Origin of the sequence: Streptomyces sp. NBC_00663 (genome assembly GCF_036226885.1) — a bacterium.
Classification (GTDB): Bacteria; Actinomycetota; Actinomycetes; order Streptomycetales; family Streptomycetaceae; genus Streptomyces.
On the sequence record NZ_CP109027.1, the window covers coordinates 1600091 to 1618029 of the forward strand.

Sequence of the window (17939 nt, forward strand, 5' to 3'; positions counted from 1 at the left end):
GAAAGAAGATGATCACTGTGACCGAAGCAACCGCGACCGCGGGAGCACTCAAGCGCCTGTCCGACGAGGGCGTCTCCATCTGGCTGGACGACCTGTCGCGCAAGCGGATCGAGTCCGGGAACCTCGCCGCACTCGTCGAGAACAAGAACGTCGTCGGCGTCACCACCAACCCCTCCATCTTCCAGGCCGCCATCGGCTCCGGTGAGGGGTACGAGGAGCAGCTCACCGACCTCGCCGTGCGCGGCGTGACGGTCGACGAGGCCGTACGGATGATGACGACCGCCGACGTGCGCGCCGCCGCCGACGTGCTGCGCGGCGTGTACGACGCGACCGACGGCCGGGACGGCCGGGTCTCCATCGAGGTCGACCCCCGTCTGGCCCACGAGACGGCCGCCACCATCGCCGAGGCCAAGCAGCTGGCCTGGCTGGTGAACCGCCCCAACGTCATGATCAAGATCCCGGCGACGAAGGCCGGTCTCCCGGCGATCACCGAGGTCATCGGCCTCGGGATCAGCGTCAACGTCACGCTGATCTTCTCGCTGGAGCGTTACCGCGAGGTCATGGACGCCTACCTCGCCGGCCTGGAGAAGGCCGCCGCGAAGGGCCTCGACCTCTCCAGGATCCACTCCGTGGCCTCCTTCTTCGTCTCCCGCGTCGACGCCGAGATCGACAAGCGCCTGACGGTCCTCGGCTCGGAGACGGCCCTCGCCCTCAAGGGCAAGGCCGCCCTCGCCAACGCGCGGCTCGCCTACGAGGCGTACGAAGAGGTCTTCGCCGGCGAGCGCTGGACCGCCCTCACCGGTGCCCGCGCCAACAAGCAGCGTCCGCTGTGGGCCTCGACCGGCGTGAAGGACCCGGCGTACAAGGACACCCTGTACGTGGACGAGCTGGTCGCGCCCGGCACGGTCAACACCATGCCGGAGGCGACGCTGAACGCCACCGCCGACCACGGCGGGATCACCGGTGACACCGTCACCGGCGGCTACGCCCAGGCGCGCGCCGACCTGGCCGCCGTAGAGGCTCTGGGGATCTCCTACGACGAGGTCGTGCAGCAGCTGGAGGACGAGGGCGTCGCCAAGTTCGAGGTGGCCTGGAACGACCTGCTGGCCACCGTCTCGAAGTCGCTGGACAGCAAGGGGGGCGACGCGGAATGACCGAGAATCCCGCCATCGACGAGGTCTCGCAGGCCTTGGATCCCGACTGGGACAACCCCCTGCGCGACCCCCGCGACCGACGCCTCCCCCGCATCGCCGGTCCCTCCGGGCTCGTCATCTTCGGTGTCACCGGTGACCTGTCCCGCAAGAAGCTGATGCCGGCCGTGTACGACCTGGCCAACCGCGGCATGCTGCCGCCGGGCTTCTCGCTCGTCGGGTTCGCCCGGCGGGACTGGGAGGACCAGGACTTCGCGCAGGTCGTGCACGACTCGGTGCGCGAGCACGCGCGGACGGAGTTCCGCGAGGAGGTCTGGCAGCAGCTCGCCGAGGGCATGCGGTTCATCCCGGGCGACTTCGACGACGACCAGGCGTTCAAGCAACTGGCCGAGGCCGTCGAGGAGTTGGACGCCTCCCGGGGCACCAGCGGCAACTACGCCTTCTACCTCTCGGTACCGCCGAAGTTCTTCCCGAAGGTCGTCCAGCAGCTCAAGAAGCACGGGCTGGCGGACGCTCCGGAGGGTTCCTGGCGGCGCGCGGTCATCGAGAAGCCGTTCGGGCACGACCTCGCGAGCGCGCGCGAGCTGAACGCGCTCGTGCACGACGTGTTCGACCCGGAGCAGGTGTTCCGCATCGACCACTACCTCGGCAAGGAGACCGTCCAGAACATCCTGGCGCTCCGCTTCGCCAACCAGATGTACGAGCCCATCTGGAACCGGTCGTACGTCGACCACGTACAGATCACCATGGCGGAGGACATCGGCATCGGCGGTCGCGCCGGGTACTACGACGGCATCGGCGCCGCCCGTGACGTGATCCAGAACCACCTTCTCCAGCTGATGGCGCTCACCGCCATGGAGGAGCCGATCGCCTTCGACGCGGACGCGCTGCTCACCGAGAAGCTGAAGGTGCTGAAGTCGGTGCGGCTGCCGAAGGAGCTCGGCAAGCACACCGTGCGCGGGCAGTACGCGACCGGATGGCAGGGCGGCGCCAAGGTGGCCGGCTATCTGGAGGAGGACGGCATCGACCCCAAGTCGAAGACCGACACCTTCGCGGCCATCAAGCTGGAGATCGACAACCGGCGCTGGGCGGGCATCCCCTTCTATCTGCGCACCGGCAAGCGGCTCGGCCGCCGCGTCACCGAGATCGCGGTCGTCTTCAAGCGCGCCCCGCACTCCCCGTTCGACTCCACGGCCACCGAGGAGCTCGGGCAGAACGCCATCGTGATCCGCGTCCAGCCGGACGAGGGCATGACCGTGCGGTTCGGGTCGAAGGTGCCGGGCACCTCGATGGAGATCCGGGACGTGTCGATGGACTTCGCCTACGGCGAGTCGTTCACGGAGTCCTCGCCCGAGGCGTACGAGCGGCTCATCCTGGACGTCCTCCTCGGCGACGCCAACCTGTTCCCCCGCCACCAGGAAGTGGAAGAGTCCTGGAAGATCCTCGACCCGATCGAGGCGTACTGGGCACGGCACGGCAAGCCCGCGCAGTACGCGTCCGGCAGCTGGGGACCCAAGGAAGCCGACGAGATGCTCGCACGAGACGGACGGAGCTGGCGCAGGCCATGAAGATCGACCTGACCGACACCACGGCAAGCAAGATCAACAAGGCGCTGGTACAGGGGCGCCGCGCCATCGGCACCCCGGCCGTGGGCATGGTCCTGACGATGGTGATCGTCACGGACGAGGAGAACGCCTACGACTCGATCAAGGCGGCCGAGGAGGCCTCGCACGAGCACCCCTCGCGCACCCTGGTCGTCATCAAGCGGCACGCCCGCACCCCGCGCGACCGCCAGGCCTCCAGGCTGGACGCCGAGGTCCGGGTGGGCGCCGACGCCGGCACCGGCGAGACGGTGGTGCTGCGCACCTACGGCGAGGTGTCCGACCACGCCGACTCGGTCGTCCTGCCGCTGCTGCTGCCGGACGCGCCGGTCGTCGTGTGGTGGCCGGTGGACGCGCCGCAGAACCCGGCGAAGGACCCGCTGGGCGCGCTGGCCCAGCGCCGGATCACCGATCTGTACGCGGTGGAGAACCCCCTCGACGTCTTGGAGACCCGGGTCCGCTCCTACGCGCCCGGCGACACCGACCTCGCCTGGACCCGGCTCACCCCGTGGCGCTCCATGCTGGCCGCGGCCCTGGACCAGGCCCGCGCCAAGATCGTCTCGGGGGCGGTGGAGGCCGAGGCCGACAACCCGGCCGCCGAGCTGCTCGCGCGCTGGCTGGAGGCGCGGCTGAAGGTGAAGATCGACCGGATCGTCACCGCGGGCCCTGTCGTCACGGCCGTGCGCCTGGGCACCGCCGACGGCGAGGTCGTCATCGACCGCCCCGAGGGCCCGCTGGCCACGCTGTCCCTGCCGGGCCAGCCCCCGCGCACCCTTGCGCTCAAGGTCCGCACCACCTCCGAACTCATCGCCGAGGAGCTCAGGCGCCTCGACGCGGACGAGATGTACGCCGTCGCCCTGCGGGGCGAGGGCCGCGCCAAGGAGACCCCCGCCCATGTCTGACTCACCCCTGTTGACCCGTCGCCCCGAGTGGACGGCTCTGGAGGACCACCGCGCCGAAGGGCTCACGCAGCTGCGGGAGTTGTTCGCGGACGACCCCGGGCGCGCCGAGCGGTACGTCGTGCGCGTGGGCGATCTGCGCATCGACTACTCCAAGCACCTGATCACCGACGAGACGCTGGCCCTGCTCCAGGAACTGGCCACCGCCACCGGTGTGTTCGGCCTGCGGGACGCCATGTTCCGCGGCGAGAAGATCAACCTCACCGAGGGCCGGGCGGTCCTGCACACCGCGCTGCGTGCGGCGCGGGACGCGGTGGTCGAGGTCGACGGGGAGAACGTCGTCCCGCAGGTGCACGCCGTCCTCGACAAGATGAGCGCCTTCGCCGACCGGGTGCGCTCGGGCGAGTGGACCGGCCACACCGGCAAGCGCATCAGGAACGTCGTCAACATCGGCATCGGCGGCTCCGACCTCGGTCCGGCGATGGCCTACGAGGTGCTGCGGCCGTACACGGCACGGGATCTGACGCTCCGTTTCGTGTCGAACGTGGACGGCGCCGATCTGCACGAGGCCACCCGTGACCTGGACCCGGCGGAGACGCTGTTCATCGTCGCGTCCAAGACCTTCACCACGATCGAGACGATCACCAACGCCACCTCGGCCCGGTCCTGGCTCCTGGAGGGCCTGGGCGGTGACGACAAGGCGGTCGCCAAGCACTTCGTGGCGCTGTCGACCAACGCCGGCAAGGTCACCGAGTTCGGGATCGACCCGGACAACATGTTCGAGTTCTGGGACTGGGTCGGCGGCCGCTACTCCTTCGACTCGGCGATCGGCCTCTCCCTGATGATCGCCATCGGCCCGGACCGCTTCCGCGAGATGCTCGACGGCTTCCGCATCGTCGACGAGCACTTCCGCACCGCCCCCGCCGAGGCCAACGCCCCGCTGCTTCTTGGCCTGTTGGGCATCTGGTACGGCAACTTCCTCGGCGCCCAGTCGCACGCGGTGCTGCCGTACAGCCACTATCTGTCCAAGTTCACCGCCTACCTCCAGCAGCTGGACATGGAGTCCAACGGCAAGTCGGTGCAGCGCGACGGCCGCCCCGTGGACTGGCAGACCGGACCCGTGGTGTGGGGCACGCCCGGCACCAACGGGCAGCACGCGTACTACCAGTTGATCCACCAGGGCACGAAGGTGATCCCGGCGGACTTCATCGGCTTCGCGCGTCCCGTCGGCGAGCTGAGCGACGAACTCAAGGCGCAGCACGACCTGTTGATGGCCAACTTCTTCGCCCAGACGCAGGCGTTGGCCTTCGGCAAGACCCCGGACGAGGTGCGGGGCGAGGGGGTGCCGGAGGAGCTGGTCGTCCACAAGACGTTCAAGGGCAACCACCCGACGACGACGATCCTCGCCCGTGAGCTGACGCCGTCCGTGCTCGGCCAGTTGATCGCGCTGTACGAGCACAAGGTGTTCGTGCAGGGCGCCGTCTGGAACATCGACTCCTTCGACCAGTGGGGCGTCGAACTGGGCAAGGTGCTCGCCAAGCGGGTCGAACCCGCGCTGACCGAGGGCGCCGACGTCCCCGGTCTCGATGCCTCGACCGCCGCCTTGGTGGCGGCTTACCGTGAACTGAAGGAAGTGCACTGAAATGCAGCTCGGACTCATCGGCCTCGGCAAGATGGGCGGCAACATGCGCGAGCGGATCCGCCGCGCGGGCCACACCGTCATCGGCTACGACCGCAACCCCGAGGTCTCGGACGTGGCGAGCCTCGCCGAACTGGTCGACAAGCTCGAAGGCCCCCGCGTGGTCTGGGTGATGGTCCCGGCCGGCGGCCCGACCCAGTCGGTCGTCGACGAGCTCGGCGACCTCCTCTCCCCCGGTGACACGGTCGTCGACGGCGGCAACTCCCGCTGGACGGACGACGAGAAGCACGCGGCGGAGCTGGCCGACAAGGGCATCGGCTTCGTCGACGCGGGCGTCTCCGGCGGCGTCTGGGGTCTGAAGAACGGCTACGCGCTCATGGTCGGCGGCGACGCCGAGCACGTGGCGAAGGTGCAGCCGGTCTTCGACGCCCTCAAGCCCGAGGGCGACTTCGGCTTCGTCCACGCCGGCAAGGTGGGCGCCGGGCACTTCGCGAAGATGGTCCACAACGGCATCGAGTACGCGATGATGCAGGCCTACGCCGAGGGCTGGGAGCTCCTGGAGAAGGTCGACTCCGTCACCGACGTGCGCGAGGTCTTCCGGTCCTGGCAGGAGGGCACGGTCATCCGTTCCTGGCTGCTCGACCTGGCCGTCAACGCCCTGGACGACGACGAGCACCTGGACAAGCTGCGCGGCTACGCGGAGGACTCCGGCGAGGGCCGCTGGACCGTCGAGGCGGCCATCGACAACGCCGTGCCGCTGCCCGCGATCACGGCCTCCCTGTTCGCGCGGTTCGCGTCCCGTCAGGACGACTCCCCGCAGATGAAGATGATCGCGGCGCTGCGCAACCAGTTCGGTGGCCACGCGGTCGAGTCGAAGTAGGCGCACCGTGGGGGATCTCCTGCTGGTCCGCCACGGGGAGACGGAGTGGAGCGTGTCGGGCCAGCACACCAGCTGGACCGACCTGCCCCTCACCACCCATGGTGAGGAACAGGCCAAGGCGCTCGCTCCGCTCCTGTCCGGGCGGACCTTCTCGCTCGCGCTGACCAGCCCGCTGGGCCGCGCGATACGCACCGCCGAACTCGCGGGCGTCACCGGGGCGTTGCCCTACGACGACCTGCACGAATGGGACTACGGCGGCTACGAGGGCGTCACCACCGTCGACATCCACCGCACCCGCCCCGACTGGTACCTGTGGACGGACGGCGTGCCGCCCGGCCCCGAGGGCCACCCGGGCGAGTCACCGGCCGAGGTCGGGGCCCGCGCCGACCGGGTGCTGGCCCGCGTGGACACGGCCCTCCCGCAGGGGGACGTGATCCTCGTGGCGCACGCCCACTTCCTGCGGGTCCTCACGGCCCGCCGACTGGGCCTGGCTCCGGCGGACGGACGTCTGTTCCAGCTGGCGACCGGCACGGTGAGCCGGCTGTCCACGGAGCACGACCGTCCCGTGATCGCCGAGTGGAACACCCGCGTCTGAGGCTCACGGCCCGGGCCACCGCACATCACCACGACCCCGGTGGGGTGAGAGAGTTGATGCGGTGGCCCGGGTGAACGGGCGTACCCGGAGCGGTTAGAGTCCCGCGTGATGGACCTCAATGATCTGACGCCGGCCGAGCTGCGGGTGTGGGAGGCGTACCCGACGGGGGCGGCCGTGGACTTCCGCGGCGATGCCGAACAGGCCGTCCGGGCCTCCGTGTTGCGGGCGCTGATGCTCAACGGGCCCCGCCAGGACGGGGAGATACCCGGGCTGAAGGTGGCGGGCGCCAGGATCACCGGGGTGCTCGACATGCAGTACGGGGACGTCGCGACCTATGTGCGGCTGAGCCAGTGCCGGTTCGACGAGGTGCCGCGCCTGTACGGCTGCCGGTTCCGGCAGCTCAATCTGAGCGGGTCCGAACTGCCGGGGCTGGACGCGGCGACGCTGCGGGTGGAGGGCGTGCTGCGCCTGACGGGCTGCCGGTTCGCGGGGGCGGTGACGCTGGGTGGGGCCCAGGTCGCCGGGGCGCTGTTCATGGACCGAGCGGAGTTCGGCGTACCCGAGGGCAGCGCGGAGCCCGCACTGCGGCTCAACCACGCCGGTATCGGGGAGGACCTGGTGGCACCGGGGGTACGGGTCCGCGGGCGGATGGTGATCAACGACGCCTCCGTCGTCGCGTCCGTCAACCTCGACGACGCCCGGCTGGAGAACCCCGGCGGCACCGCCCTCGACGCCGAGACCCTGTCCGTCGGCACCGACCTCCACGCCATGCGCCTCACCGCCCTCGGCCGCGTCGACCTTCGGGGCGCCCGTGTGCCCGGCCAGCTCAACCTGGCGTACGCCCGCCTGGCCAACCCTGACGGCGTGGCCCTGCGGGCCAGCAGCGCGGTGGTCGGCGAGCTGTGGCTGCGTGCGGCCGAGCCCGTCGAGGGGACGGTCAATCTGCGCCGAGCCCAGATCGAACTCCTCCACGTGGCCCCGGAGACCCTTCCCTCCGAAGTCCGTCTGGACGGTCTGACGTACGGCTCGCTGGCCCCGCACGTGACCGCCGAGCGACGGCTCCCGCTCCTGGAGCGCGACCCGGACGGCTATGTCCCCTACGCCTACGAGCAGTTGACCGCCTCGTACCGCAGGGTCGGGGACGACTACGCGGCCCGCCTCGTCCAACTCGCCAAGCAGCGCCGCCTGCGCACCACCCGCGCCTGGCACGGTCGCCTCTGGGGCTACCTCCAGGACGTCACCGTCGGCTACGGCTTCCGCCCCCTGCGCGCCCTCGCCTGGCTACTCTCCCTCCTCGCCGTCGGCTCGATCGCGTACGCCCTGCACGAGCCGCCGCCGCTCAAGGCGTCCGAACACCCCGATTTCAACCCGGTGTTCTTCACTCTCGACCTGCTTCTGCCGGTGATCAGCTTCGGCCAGGACGGCGCCTTCGCCCCGAAGGGCGGGTACCAGGCGCTCTCCTACGCTCTGATCATCACGGGCTGGATCCTCACCACCACCGTGATCACCGGTATCACCCGCACCGTCAGCCGCCAGTGACGGCGTGCTGCGCGGCGAGGCGCACCGGCGCGTTCTGGGCGCCGTACCCGCGATAGCCGCCGTCCCGCTGGACGAGTTCGAAGAAGACGCGGCCGACCGTGCGGGTGTAGCAGTGCCGGAACTCGCCGTACGTGTCCCGGTCGTAGAGGATGCCGAGCTCGCGGTACGTCTCCAGCTCGCCGTCCGCGAACTCGAACCGGGCGGCCAGGTCGTCGTAGTAGTTCGCCGGGATCGGCAGCACGCGGCCGCCCGCCTCCCGGAAGCGACGGACCGCCGTCACCACGTCGTCCGTCGCCAGCGCGATGTGCTGGGCGTGCACGGTGTCGTCGGTCGGCGCCGCGCCCACGGACAGCGCGATCCGTACGCTGCCGTCGGCGTTGGTCACCGCGCGGCTGCGCATCAGCCCGTACGGGTCGGCGACGTCCACGCTCTCCTGTGCGTGCAGCCCGAGCACACTGCGGTGGAAGAGCGCCGCCTCGTCGAACTGATGCCAGGGCTGGGCCAGGGCGAGGTGGTCGATCCGTCGTACGCCACCGCCACCGGCACCGGCACCGGCACCGGTCTCATGCGGCACGTCCTCGAAGTCCGCCCGCCAGTTGGGCAGTTCGGGGCGGTCCGTCGCACAGAAGAACAGCTCCGTGCCGTCCGGCGCCGCCACCGCGTCCAGCGGAGCGTCCTGCGCCGCTCGCCTCCGCGGCAGCACCGGCGCGAGCAGCGCCTCCGCCCGCAGGGCCGCTCCCACCGGGTCCGGTGACTCCAGGCCGATCGCGGCGAGGCCGGTCCCGTCCCGGCGCCCGGCCGGCCCCGTGTTGACCAGCAGCCGCGCCTCGCCCTGCTCCCACAGATCGACCGGCTTGCTGCGGTGCCGTGCGGTACGCGCGAAGCCGAGCGCCCCGAGCAGCGCGGCGACCGGTTCGGCGTCCGGGGTGAGCAGTTCGGCGAAGGCCACGCCGGTGGGAACGACCGGCTCGGGCGGGGTGGTCACCCCGACCGTCTCCTGCAACAGCAGCAACGAACGGTGGGCGTCCACCGCCGTGGCGCCCGCCTCGGCCTGCCGGTAGACGTCGTTGAAGACCTCCAGCGACAAGGGCCCGGCGTACCCCGTGCGCAGGACGCTGCGGACCAGGTCCGCGACGTCGAAGCCGCCCTGGCCCGGGAAGCAGCGGTAGTGGCGGCTCCACTGAAGGACGTCCATCGCGAGCAGCGGGGCGTCCGCCAGCTGAAGGAAGAAGATCTTCTCGCCGGGGATGTCCTCGATGCCCTTGGGGTCGCTGCCGCGGGACAGGATGTGGAAGCTGTCCAGACAGGTGCCGAGCGCGGGGTGGTCCGCCGCCTCGACGATGTTCCAGGCGTGGTCGTAGGTGCTGACGTGCCGGCCCCAGGCCAGTGCCTCGTAGGCGACGCGCATGCCGAACTCCTCGGCCAGCGCGGCCAGTTCGCGCAGCTGCTCGGCGGCCAGCGCATCGTCGTCCACGGCCAGCGGGTGGACGCTGGAGCAGACGAGGACCGTGTCGGCGCCGAGCCGGCCCATCAGCTCGAACTTGTGCCGGGCCCGGCGCAGGTTCGCGGCGAACACCTCGCCCGGTACCGCCTCCATGTCCCGCATCGGCTGGTAGAGGTCGACGGTGAGCCCCAGGTCGGCGCAGCGTGCCCGGACCTCCTCCGGGGTGAGGGGGCTGGCAAGGAGGTCGTTCTCGAAGATCTCCACTCCGTCGAAGCCGGCCCGGGAGGCGGCCGTGAGCTTCTCGGTGAGGGAGCCGCTGAGGGAGACGGTGGCGATGGACGTACGCACGGTGGTACCTCTCTCTACTTCGGTGCGCTGACGGCACCCGCCAGTTCCCCGATGTCGGCGAGCATGCGCGCCGCGTCGGGTTCCCGGCCGGTGAAGAGACGGAAGGCGTCCACGGCCTGGAAGGCGGCCATTCCGCCGCCGTCCAGGATGGCGCAGCCGATCGCCCGGGCCGTGCGGAGCAGCTCCGTCTCCAGCGGGCGGTAGACCACCTCGGCCACCCAGAGCCCCGGGTGGAGGAGCTGGGCCGGGAAGGGCAGACCGGGGTGGGCGGCCATGCCGGTGGGGGTGGCGTGGACGATGCCGTCGGCGTCCGCGAGGAGGTCCGGCAGCCGGTCGGGGGTGGCGTGGGCGGCCCGGCCCGCGCCGAAGTGGCGGTTCAGGGAGGCGGCGAGGTCCGCAGCCCGGTCGGCCAGCGCGTCGACGACGGTGACCCGCTCGGCGCCGAGGGTGAGCGTGGCATGCGCGACGGCCGCCCCCGCCCCGCCCGCGCCGAGCTGGACGACCCGCTCCAGCGGTACGTCGGGAAGGCCGCGGGCGAAGGAGGCGGCGAAGCCGGTGACGTCGGTGTTGTGGCCGACGGCCCGGCCGTCCTCGAAGACGACGGTGTTGACCGCGCCGAGCGCCTCGGCCTGCGCGGACAGCGCGTCGAGGTGCTCGATGACCAGCTGCTTGCACGGGTGGGTGATGTTGAGCCCGTCGAAGCCCAGGTCGCGGGCGGACCGCACCAGGTCGCCGACCGCCTCCGGCGGGACACCGAGGACGTCGATGTCGATGAGCCGGTACACATAACGCAGGCCCTGACGGTCGGCCTCCCGCTCGTGCAGTGCCGGGCTGAGGGAGGGGCCGATGCCCGCGCCGATCAGTCCGACGAGATACGAGTCCTTGGCCACGCGGACCTCCTGAGCGGCTCACAATGTACGAACTAGTGAGTTAGTCATAACACCGAGAGCCTCCGCTTGGGAAGCCCTCGCCCGTCGCACGGGACCGGCTGCCTTCTAGAATCTGCGGCACGCGGCCCCACAGCCCCGCCCTACGCCCGAAGGAACCCGATGACCAGCGTCGAAGAACCGGCACGACCCAACGGGCGCATCCGTGACGCCGCGCGCACCAAGGCCGAGATCCTCGACGTGGCCACGCACGAGTTCGCCCGGGTCGGCTTCGCCGGCGCCCGCGTCGACGACATCGCGGCCCTCACCAGCACCACGAAGCGGATGATCTACTACTACTTCGGCGGCAAGGAACAGCTCTTCACGGCCGTCCTGGAGCGGGCGTACGGAGTGATCCGCGAGGCCGAGCAGGGGCTCGACGTCGAGCATCTGGACCCGGTCGCGGCCATCCGGCGCCTGGCGGAGCTGACCTTCGACCACCATGAGGCGCACCCGGACTTCATCCGCCTGGTGAGCATCGAGAACATCCACGAGGCCGAGCACATCGCCGCCTCCGAGGAACTCGGCAGGATCGGCTCGCCGGCCCTGGACGTGATCCGCCGGATCCTGGCCTCGGGGCAGGAGTCGGGGCTGTTCACGGCCGACGTGGACGCCGTCGACCTGCACGCGATGATCAGCTCGTTCTGCTTCTTCCGGGTCGCCAACCGGCACACCTTCGGCGCCCTCTTCGGCCGCGATCTGGTCGACCCCGCCCAGCGGGACCACTACCGGAACATGCTGGGCGACATGGTGATCGCGTATCTGACGGCGGACCGCGCCGGCGACTGAGTTCGGCGGACCCAACCTCTTGACAGCGGGGAAACGCGCGCGCAACATCCCTACCCACCGGGACTAACTATCCAGTGGGTTAATTAGCCGGGGTTCACGAGACCCGGCCCCTCTCCCTCCCCGCCGCTCACTCCGCTTACGTTGGAGTTCCCCAAAGGAGCCGCCGTGTCCGTCCCCTCCCCCGCCACCGCGCCACCCGGCCAGCCGAAGAAGGCCGCCACCGCCGCCTGGATCGGCAGCGCGCTGGAGTACTACGACTTCTTCATCTACGGGTCCGCGGCGGCGCTGATCTTCCCCAAGGTCTTCTTCGACGAGTCCGACCCGGCCACCGCGACCCTGCTGTCCCTGGCCACGTTCGGTGTCGCGTACGCCGCCCGTCCCGTCGGCGCGCTCTTCCTCGGCCACTTCGGCGACAAGGTCGGCCGCAAGAAGATCATGGTCTTCACGCTGATCCTGATGGGCCTGTCGACCTTCCTCATCGGCTGTCTGCCCACCCGCGCCCAGGTCGGCTCCCTCGCGCCGGTCCTGCTGGTGCTGTGCCGTGTCCTCCAGGGCATCTCGGCCGCCGGTGAGCAGGCCAGCGCCAACTCCATGACGCTGGAGCACGCGCCGCCGCATCGGCGCGGCTTCTTCACCAGCTTCACCCTCAGCGGCACCCAGGGCGGTCAGCTGCTGGCCACGCTGGCGTTCATCCCGATCGCCGCGCTGCCCGAGGACCAGCTGCTCTCCTGGGGCTGGCGGATCCCGTTCTTCCTGAGCATCGCCGTCGCGATCGTCGGCTACGTCATCCGCCGCAAGCTCCAGGAGACCCCGGCCTTCGAGCAGCAGACGGCGACCGAGGGCGTCGTCAAGATGCCGCTGGCGATCCTGCTGCGCCACCACTGGGCGGACGTCCTGCGGGTCATCGCGGGTGCGCTCATCGCCTCGGTCTCGACGATCTTCACGGTCTGGGCGCTGGCGTACGCGACGAGCGACTCGGTCGGCATGAGCCGCTCCTCCATGCTGTGGGTGGGCGCGCTGGCGAACGTGGTGGCGCTGGCCGCGATCCCGCTGTGGGCCACGCTGTCGGACCGCATCGGCCGCCGCCCCGTCTATCTGATCGGCGCGGTGGGCAGCGCGATCACGATGTTCCTCTACCTCTGGGCGATCTCCACGGGCAACTACCCGCTGATCCTGCTGCTCGGCATCATCGCCTTCGGTGTCGTCTACAGCGCCGCGAACGGTGTGTGGCCGTCGTTCTACGGCGAGATGTTCTCGACCCGCGTCCGGCTGTCCGGCATGGCCATCGGTACGCAGATCGGCTTCGCCGTGGCCGGTTTCGCGGTGACCTTCGCCGCGCAGATCGCCGGCTCCGACGGCGACGACTGGTCCTCGGTGGCCCTGTTCACCGCCGCCCTGTGCATCCCGCCGGTCATCGCCGCCCTGTCGGCCCGCGAGACCCACAAGGTCCCGACGGAACTGCTCGGCGAGCGCACCGCGGAGACGGCGCGGGAGCGGGCCACCGTGACGGCCTGATCCGCGCGAGGAACACCGGGTCCCCGGACGCCACCAAGGCTCCGGGGACCCGGTGTTCGTTCGCGGGAACACTCAGGTGTTGGACCAGGCCCGCTCGCACAGCACGAGCCGGTAGCCGTCCGGGTCCTCGACCGTGACGCCCCAGCGGTTCCAGTACGGGTTCGGCGAGGAGACCCGCTTGCCGCCGTGCTGTTCGAGCCGGGTGACCAGATCCTCGGGGACGGGCCCGTCGACGTAGATCACCAGGAGGTCCTCCTCCGTGGGCCGGGGTTCGACGGGGTCAGCGGTTTCGTGGACCAGCTCCAGGTGCCAGTCGGCGTCCGGCCAGCCGAGCATGAGGAGGTCGTGCTCGCCGGGCTCGGTACCGCCCTCGGCACGCCAGACGACGGCGAGGCCGAGCCCGCCCGCCCAGAAGCGCTCGGCCGCCACCAGGTCACGGGACGGACGGGCGACACGGATGTGGCTGCGGCCGTTGACGGGCATCGTGACCTCTTTCTCCGCTGCGGTGGGACCATCGGCAGCCTAGGCGCGGGCGGCATGCCGGACCATCGGTCCTACGTCCTGCGCCGAGGGGAGTAGGACCTCTTGGGCGCCGCCCCGTTGACAGGGGACGCCCGCGGCAAGACCATCGGCCGGTACGAGCTGTGCCGAACACCGCTGACCAGGCCCTCTCCGCACTTCGGTGGTGGGGCGGACGGCCCCCGTGCGTACCGGCCGATTTCAGGGGCGGCCGGTGCGCACGGTGCGGCGGTTGTCTATCGTGGCCCGATCACACGAGCGGGCGGCGAGAGGCGGGCGGGGGCGTGGCGGGGGCCGGGTGGATACGGGTGCCGGTCGGCGACGACGCGGCCCGCTGGGCGACCCGGGGGCGCGTCGAGCGGGTGCTCCTCGTCGTCCACAACGTCACCGCGGCGACCCGGCTCCTGGACGTACTGCCCCTGTTCCACGACGACTTGAGGGTGCAGCTGCTGGTGACGTGCCCGGGGTCGTCCGCGTTCGAGGCGGGCGTGACGGAGTTGCTCGCCGAGGTCGGTGTGCCCGTGGTGCCGTGGGAGCAGGCGATCGACACTCCGGTCGCACTCGTGCTCTCGGCGAGCTTCGGCGGTCAACTCCGTTCAGTTTCCGGTGTATTGGCCGTGTTGTCACACGGTGTCGGATACACTAAAAGGCTGGCGACACCCGACACCCGACGGCAGGCGGCTGGGACGCGGGGTCGGAACCGGTCTTCGGGATGTCACGGGAATGGCTGCTCGACGAGGACGGGAAACCGATCGCGGACGCCCTCGTGCTCTCCCACCCCGAGCAGTACGACCGACTCCGCCGCGTCTGCCCGGAAGCCACGCCCACGGCCGTCGTCGCGGGCGACCCCTGCTGGGACCGCATGCTGGCGGCCCGCCCCTACCGTGACCGCTTCCGCCGGGCCCTCGGCGTGCGCGAGGGGCAGCGGCTGATCGTCCTGAGCTCCACCTGGAACCCCGAGTCCCTGTTCGGCGACGGGGGCGGCGGCGCCGACGTCCTGCCCTCGCTGCTGCCGCGCCTGACCTCGGAGTTCCCGGCCGACGAGTACCGTCTCGCGGCCGTGCTGCATCCCAACGTCTGGCACGGTCACGGCCCCGGCCAGATCCGCGCCTGGCTCGACCGCGCCCGCCGCGCCGGTCTGGCCCTGATCGACCCCCTGCACGGCTGGCGCCAGGCCCTCGTCGCCGCCGACGCGGTGATCGGCGACCACGGCTCGGTGACCTACTACGCCGCCGCCCTCGGCACCCCGGTCCTGCTGGGCGCGGCCCCGCTCGCCGGCCTCGACCCCGAGGCCCCCGTCCACGAGTTCGTCAGGACGGCGCCCCGCCTGGACGTCACCCGGCCACTGCGCACTCAGGTCGACACCCTGATCGCCGAACCCGCCGTGAGACGCTCCGAGTTCATCAGCTCGGTACCCGGCGAGGCGGCACCTCGCCTGCGGCGCCTCTTCTACGACCTGATCGGCGTCCCCGAACCCGACTGGGCCGCCCGCCTCGAACCTCTTCCCCTGCCGCCGCACGAACCGGCGGCCCCCACCGTGCCCCTCCTCGCGCTGACCCGTCTCCTCGGCCCCGACGAGGTCCGGGTCACCCGGTACGCGGGCCCGCACCCCGCGTCACGGACCGACGCGGAGGCGCATCTCGCCGTACCGGAGGACACCCGGGAGACCGATCAACTCCCCCTGGCCGACGTGGTGTTCCGGTACGCCGCGGCCGATGATCCCCGCTTCGGCTCCCCCGCCGGCTGGACGGCGGAGGTGCTCGACCGGTATCCGCACTGCGCGCTCGCGGCGTATGTCACCGGCCCCGGTTCCTGTGTGGTGCGGGCGCGCGCGGGAGGCGTGTTCCGGCTGGAGACCGGGGCGGACCCGGCGGCAGCGGCCTCCGCGCTGCACGCGTGGCTGGCCGCGGGCAGGGCGCCCGCGGAGTTGGCCGCGGTCCGCACGGGAACGAACCTGAGCCCGGTGACGGTCACTCGGGCGTGACGCACCGCTCCCGCAGCACCCGCAGCCGGGCCACGTGGTACTCGGCGTGTTCCCGGGCGAGCGCCGCCAGCGCCTCGTCGATCAGTGGCAGCGCGGCGGCGGTGCTGCCGTCGTCGAGGTGGGTCTCGGCGAGGTCGGTGAGGGTGCGGGCGGTGTTGTAGGCCTCGCCCGTGTCGCGGAAGAAGCGCAGGGCGAGACCGAGGCGCTCGGCCGCCTCCTCCCGGCGCCCGAGGCCACGCAGGGCGCGTCCGCGGTGGCGTTCCAACAGGGCGCGGGCGCGCGGGAGATCGGCGGCGCCCTCGTCGTCGGGGCCGATGCCGTCGAGGATGCGGCAGGCCTCGTCGAAGCGGTCGTACGCCTCCTGGAAACGCCACTGCCGCAGCCTCAGCAGGCCGAGGAACTCGACGGCCGAGGCGTGGCCGCATATGTGGCCGGCGGCCCGTTCGGCGCGGGCGGCGGCCAGCGTCTCGGGCTCGGCCTCGTCCCAGCGCCGCAACTCGGTGAGAGTGTGCGCGAGTTGGGCGTGCAGGGCGCCCGCGACGCGGGTGTCGGGGAAGTGCTCGTCGGCGGTGCGGGCGCCGGTGCGCAGCGCGGGCAGCAGCATCTCGTGGTGGCCCGCCTTGAGTTGGAGGGGCCACAGCGCCTGGCAGAGCAGGACGACGGTGTCCTGGTCGCGGAACTCCTCGGCCGCGCGCACGGCCTGGACGAGGTTCGGGGCCTCGGCGACGAGGCCGGCGACGGCCGCGCCACGGTCCGGAAAGGTGACGGGCGAGTCGGCCAAGGGGGCGCGCCAGCTCTCCGGCAGCGCCGCCCGGGCCGCGCCCACCGCCAGGTCGCGGTAGCCCTCGACCGTCCTGGCGACGGCGGCCGAGCAGCCCGCCACTCCGTCGACGGCGGCGGCGGTGCGTTCGGCGTGGGCGCGGACGGCGGGCCGGTAGCGGTGACGGCCGCTGTCGGTGCGGTCGAGGAGGAGGGCGTCGGTGAGTTCGTCCAGGAGTCCGGCCGCCTCGGTCGGGTCGATGCCGGCGGCGCGGGCGGCCGCCGGTGCGTCGAGGGCGGGCCAGTCACGGAGACCGGCGAGGCGGTAGAGACGGGCCGCGGCGGGCGTGAGCAGCCGGTACGAGTCCTCGGCGGCGGTCTGGACGGGGTCGCTCTCCGACGTCGCGCCGGCCTGCGTCTCGGCCAGTCGCGGTGCCGCCGCCCGCAGCGCGTACGGCGAGCCCGCGCATCGCTCCAGCACCGTCGGCAGGGCCGTGCGGGCCTGGGCGAGGGCCGGTTTGCCGACCAGGTCGGTGAGCAGCCGTACGGCGTCCCGGCGCTCCAGCGGGCCGACCGGGACACGCAGGGCGTCCAGGCCGACGAGGGGCTGCCGGGTCACGACGATCGTGAACACGTCCGGCGCCGAGGTCAGCAGGGGCTGCACCTGTGCGGCGGACCGGGCGTGGTCGAGCACGACGAGCAGCCGCCGGTCGGCGAGGCAGCGCCGGAACAGGTCGGCGCGGTCGGCGACGGCCGGGGGTATCTCCCCGTCCGGCACGCCGAGACCGCGCAGCAGTGTGCCGAGGACCGCCTCGGGCGCGAGGGCGCGCAGGTCGGCGTAGAGCTGGCCGTCGGGGAAGCGGGCGGTCTGCCGCCAGCCCCAGTGCACGGCGAGGGCGCTGGTGCCGATGCCCTCGGGACCGTGCAGCAGGGCCCGGCGGGGGCGTCCGGCGAAGGCGCGGGACGCCTCCTTGTCGAGGAGTTTCAGGGCCTGGCGGCGGTCGGTGAAGAAGTGCGGCGCGGTGGGCAGAGTGGGGCGACGGTCGCGTGAACCGGTGCCGGGTGCGCGGACGCCGCGTGCGAACTGCGCCCAGGCCTGGGCGAGTTGCGGGTCGCCGTGCACCCGCTCGTGCACCAGCCGTGCCACGTCGTCGAGTTGACCGGGTGTCGTCGGGGCGGGCACCTCGCGTCCGGCGATGCGCCGGACCAGGCCGCCGGCCGACTCCCAGGCCCACTTGCCCGCTTCGTTCGCCATGCCCGATCCGACGGCTCCGAGCACCGCGCCGATGGCACCCAGCGAGATCGGATCCAGCATGCCGTGCACTCCCCCGTCGGTCGACGTCCGCAGTGG

The 17939-nt window shown here is 71.7% G+C and carries 15 protein-coding genes; 10 read left to right on the forward strand and 5 right to left on the reverse strand.

The window, feature by feature from the left end:
* Nucleotides 1–8: 8 nt before the first annotated feature.
* From tal to OG866_RS07350, 7 genes are all read left to right on the forward strand, one after another.
* The gene (gene tal / locus OG866_RS07320; RefSeq protein WP_329332620.1) at nucleotides 9–1154 is read left to right on the forward strand and encodes a transaldolase; all 1146 of its coding nucleotides are present in this window, start codon (nucleotides 9–11) and stop codon (nucleotides 1152–1154) included.
* The gene (zwf, locus tag OG866_RS07325) at nucleotides 1151–2719 is read left to right on the forward strand and encodes a glucose-6-phosphate dehydrogenase (protein ID WP_329332621.1); all 1569 of its coding nucleotides are present in this window, start codon (nucleotides 1151–1153) and stop codon (nucleotides 2717–2719) included. The genes tal and zwf overlap by 4 nt, the downstream gene beginning before the upstream one ends.
* On the forward strand, nucleotides 2716–3654 hold the full coding sequence (gene opcA / locus OG866_RS07330; RefSeq protein ID WP_329332622.1) for a glucose-6-phosphate dehydrogenase assembly protein OpcA: 939 nt from the start codon (nucleotides 2716–2718) through the stop codon (nucleotides 3652–3654). Before zwf ends, opcA begins: the two co-directional genes overlap by 4 nt.
* On the forward strand, nucleotides 3647–5293 hold the full coding sequence (gene pgi, locus OG866_RS07335; RefSeq protein ID WP_329332623.1) for a glucose-6-phosphate isomerase: 1647 nt from the start codon (nucleotides 3647–3649) through the stop codon (nucleotides 5291–5293). Before opcA ends, pgi begins: the two co-directional genes overlap by 8 nt.
* A gap of 1 nt (nucleotide 5294) precedes the next feature.
* On the forward strand, nucleotides 5295–6170 hold the full coding sequence (gene gnd, locus OG866_RS07340; RefSeq protein WP_329332624.1) for a phosphogluconate dehydrogenase (NAD(+)-dependent, decarboxylating): 876 nt from the start codon (nucleotides 5295–5297) through the stop codon (nucleotides 6168–6170).
* A gap of 7 nt (nucleotides 6171–6177) precedes the next feature.
* Nucleotides 6178–6765 (forward strand): histidine phosphatase family protein, encoded by a 588-nt coding sequence (locus OG866_RS07345; protein WP_329332625.1) that lies wholly within the window; start codon nucleotides 6178–6180, stop codon nucleotides 6763–6765.
* Between the two features lie 108 nt (nucleotides 6766–6873).
* Nucleotides 6874–8304 (forward strand): membrane-associated oxidoreductase, encoded by a 1431-nt coding sequence (locus tag OG866_RS07350; protein ID WP_329332626.1) that lies wholly within the window; start codon nucleotides 6874–6876, stop codon nucleotides 8302–8304.
* Here OG866_RS07350 and OG866_RS07355 read toward each other — a convergent pair.
* Both OG866_RS07355 and OG866_RS07360 read right to left on the reverse strand, forming a co-directional pair.
* The gene (locus tag OG866_RS07355) at nucleotides 8291–10096 is read right to left on the reverse strand and encodes a bifunctional sugar phosphate isomerase/epimerase/4-hydroxyphenylpyruvate dioxygenase family protein (RefSeq protein WP_329332627.1); all 1806 of its coding nucleotides are present in this window, start codon (nucleotides 10094–10096) and stop codon (nucleotides 8291–8293) included. The two genes, OG866_RS07350 and OG866_RS07355, sit on opposite strands and share 14 nt — an antisense overlap.
* Before the next feature lie 14 nt (nucleotides 10097–10110).
* The gene (locus OG866_RS07360; protein WP_329332628.1) at nucleotides 10111–10986 is read right to left on the reverse strand and encodes a shikimate dehydrogenase; all 876 of its coding nucleotides are present in this window, start codon (nucleotides 10984–10986) and stop codon (nucleotides 10111–10113) included.
* 159 nt (nucleotides 10987–11145) lie between these two features.
* On the opposite strand from OG866_RS07360, the gene OG866_RS07365 reads away from it, so the two are divergent.
* Nucleotides 11146–11811 carry a TetR/AcrR family transcriptional regulator gene (locus OG866_RS07365; RefSeq protein WP_329332629.1) on the forward strand — a complete coding sequence of 222 codons (666 nt, stop codon included), beginning with the start codon at nucleotides 11146–11148 and terminating at the stop codon, nucleotides 11809–11811.
* A 165-nt stretch (nucleotides 11812–11976) separates the two neighbouring features.
* Nucleotides 11977–13326 (forward strand): MFS transporter, encoded by a 1350-nt coding sequence (locus tag OG866_RS07370; protein ID WP_329332630.1) that lies wholly within the window; start codon nucleotides 11977–11979, stop codon nucleotides 13324–13326.
* 72 nt (nucleotides 13327–13398) lie between these two features.
* On the opposite strand, the gene OG866_RS07375 is transcribed toward OG866_RS07370, so the two are convergent.
* A complete protein-coding gene (locus tag OG866_RS07375; RefSeq protein ID WP_329332631.1) occupies nucleotides 13399–13809 on the reverse strand; it encodes a VOC family protein in 411 nt (136 codons plus the stop codon).
* A 286-nt stretch (nucleotides 13810–14095) separates the two neighbouring features.
* Complete coding sequence (locus OG866_RS07380; protein WP_329332632.1) at nucleotides 14096–14395, reverse strand: hypothetical protein; 300 nt, start codon at nucleotides 14393–14395, stop codon at nucleotides 14096–14098.
* Between the two features lie 162 nt (nucleotides 14396–14557).
* On the opposite strand from OG866_RS07380, the gene OG866_RS07385 reads away from it, so the two are divergent.
* On the forward strand, nucleotides 14558–15829 hold the full coding sequence (locus tag OG866_RS07385) for a hypothetical protein (RefSeq protein ID WP_329332633.1): 1272 nt from the start codon (nucleotides 14558–14560) through the stop codon (nucleotides 15827–15829).
* Here the strand turns inward: OG866_RS07385 and OG866_RS07390 are convergent.
* A complete protein-coding gene (locus tag OG866_RS07390) occupies nucleotides 15816–17903 on the reverse strand; it encodes a tetratricopeptide repeat protein (protein ID WP_329332634.1) in 2088 nt (695 codons plus the stop codon). The genes OG866_RS07385 and OG866_RS07390 overlap by 14 nt on opposite strands.
* Nucleotides 17904–17939 lie beyond the last annotated feature (36 nt).

Excerpts from the sequence above, each read along its gene's own strand:
- tal (WP_329332620.1), top strand. The coding sequence starts at position 9 with ATGATCACTGTGACCGAAGCAACCGCGACCGCGGGAGCACTCAAGCGC.
- zwf (WP_329332621.1), top strand. The coding sequence starts at position 1,151 with ATGACCGAGAATCCCGCCATCGACGAGGTCTCGCAGGCCTTGGATCCC.
- opcA (WP_329332622.1), top strand. The coding sequence starts at position 2,716 with ATGAAGATCGACCTGACCGACACCACGGCAAGCAAGATCAACAAGGCG.
- pgi (WP_329332623.1), top strand. The coding sequence starts at position 3,647 with ATGTCTGACTCACCCCTGTTGACCCGTCGCCCCGAGTGGACGGCTCTG.
- gnd (WP_329332624.1), top strand. The coding sequence starts at position 5,295 with ATGCAGCTCGGACTCATCGGCCTCGGCAAGATGGGCGGCAACATGCGC.
- OG866_RS07350 (WP_329332626.1), top strand. The coding sequence starts at position 6,874 with ATGGACCTCAATGATCTGACGCCGGCCGAGCTGCGGGTGTGGGAGGCG.
- OG866_RS07365 (WP_329332629.1), top strand. The coding sequence starts at position 11,146 with ATGACCAGCGTCGAAGAACCGGCACGACCCAACGGGCGCATCCGTGAC.
- OG866_RS07375 (WP_329332631.1), bottom strand. The coding sequence starts at position 13,809 with ATGCCCGTCAACGGCCGCAGCCACATCCGTGTCGCCCGTCCGTCCCGT.
- OG866_RS07385 (WP_329332633.1), top strand. The coding sequence starts at position 14,558 with ATGTCACGGGAATGGCTGCTCGACGAGGACGGGAAACCGATCGCGGAC.
- OG866_RS07390 (WP_329332634.1), bottom strand. The coding sequence starts at position 17,903 with ATGCTGGATCCGATCTCGCTGGGTGCCATCGGCGCGGTGCTCGGAGCC.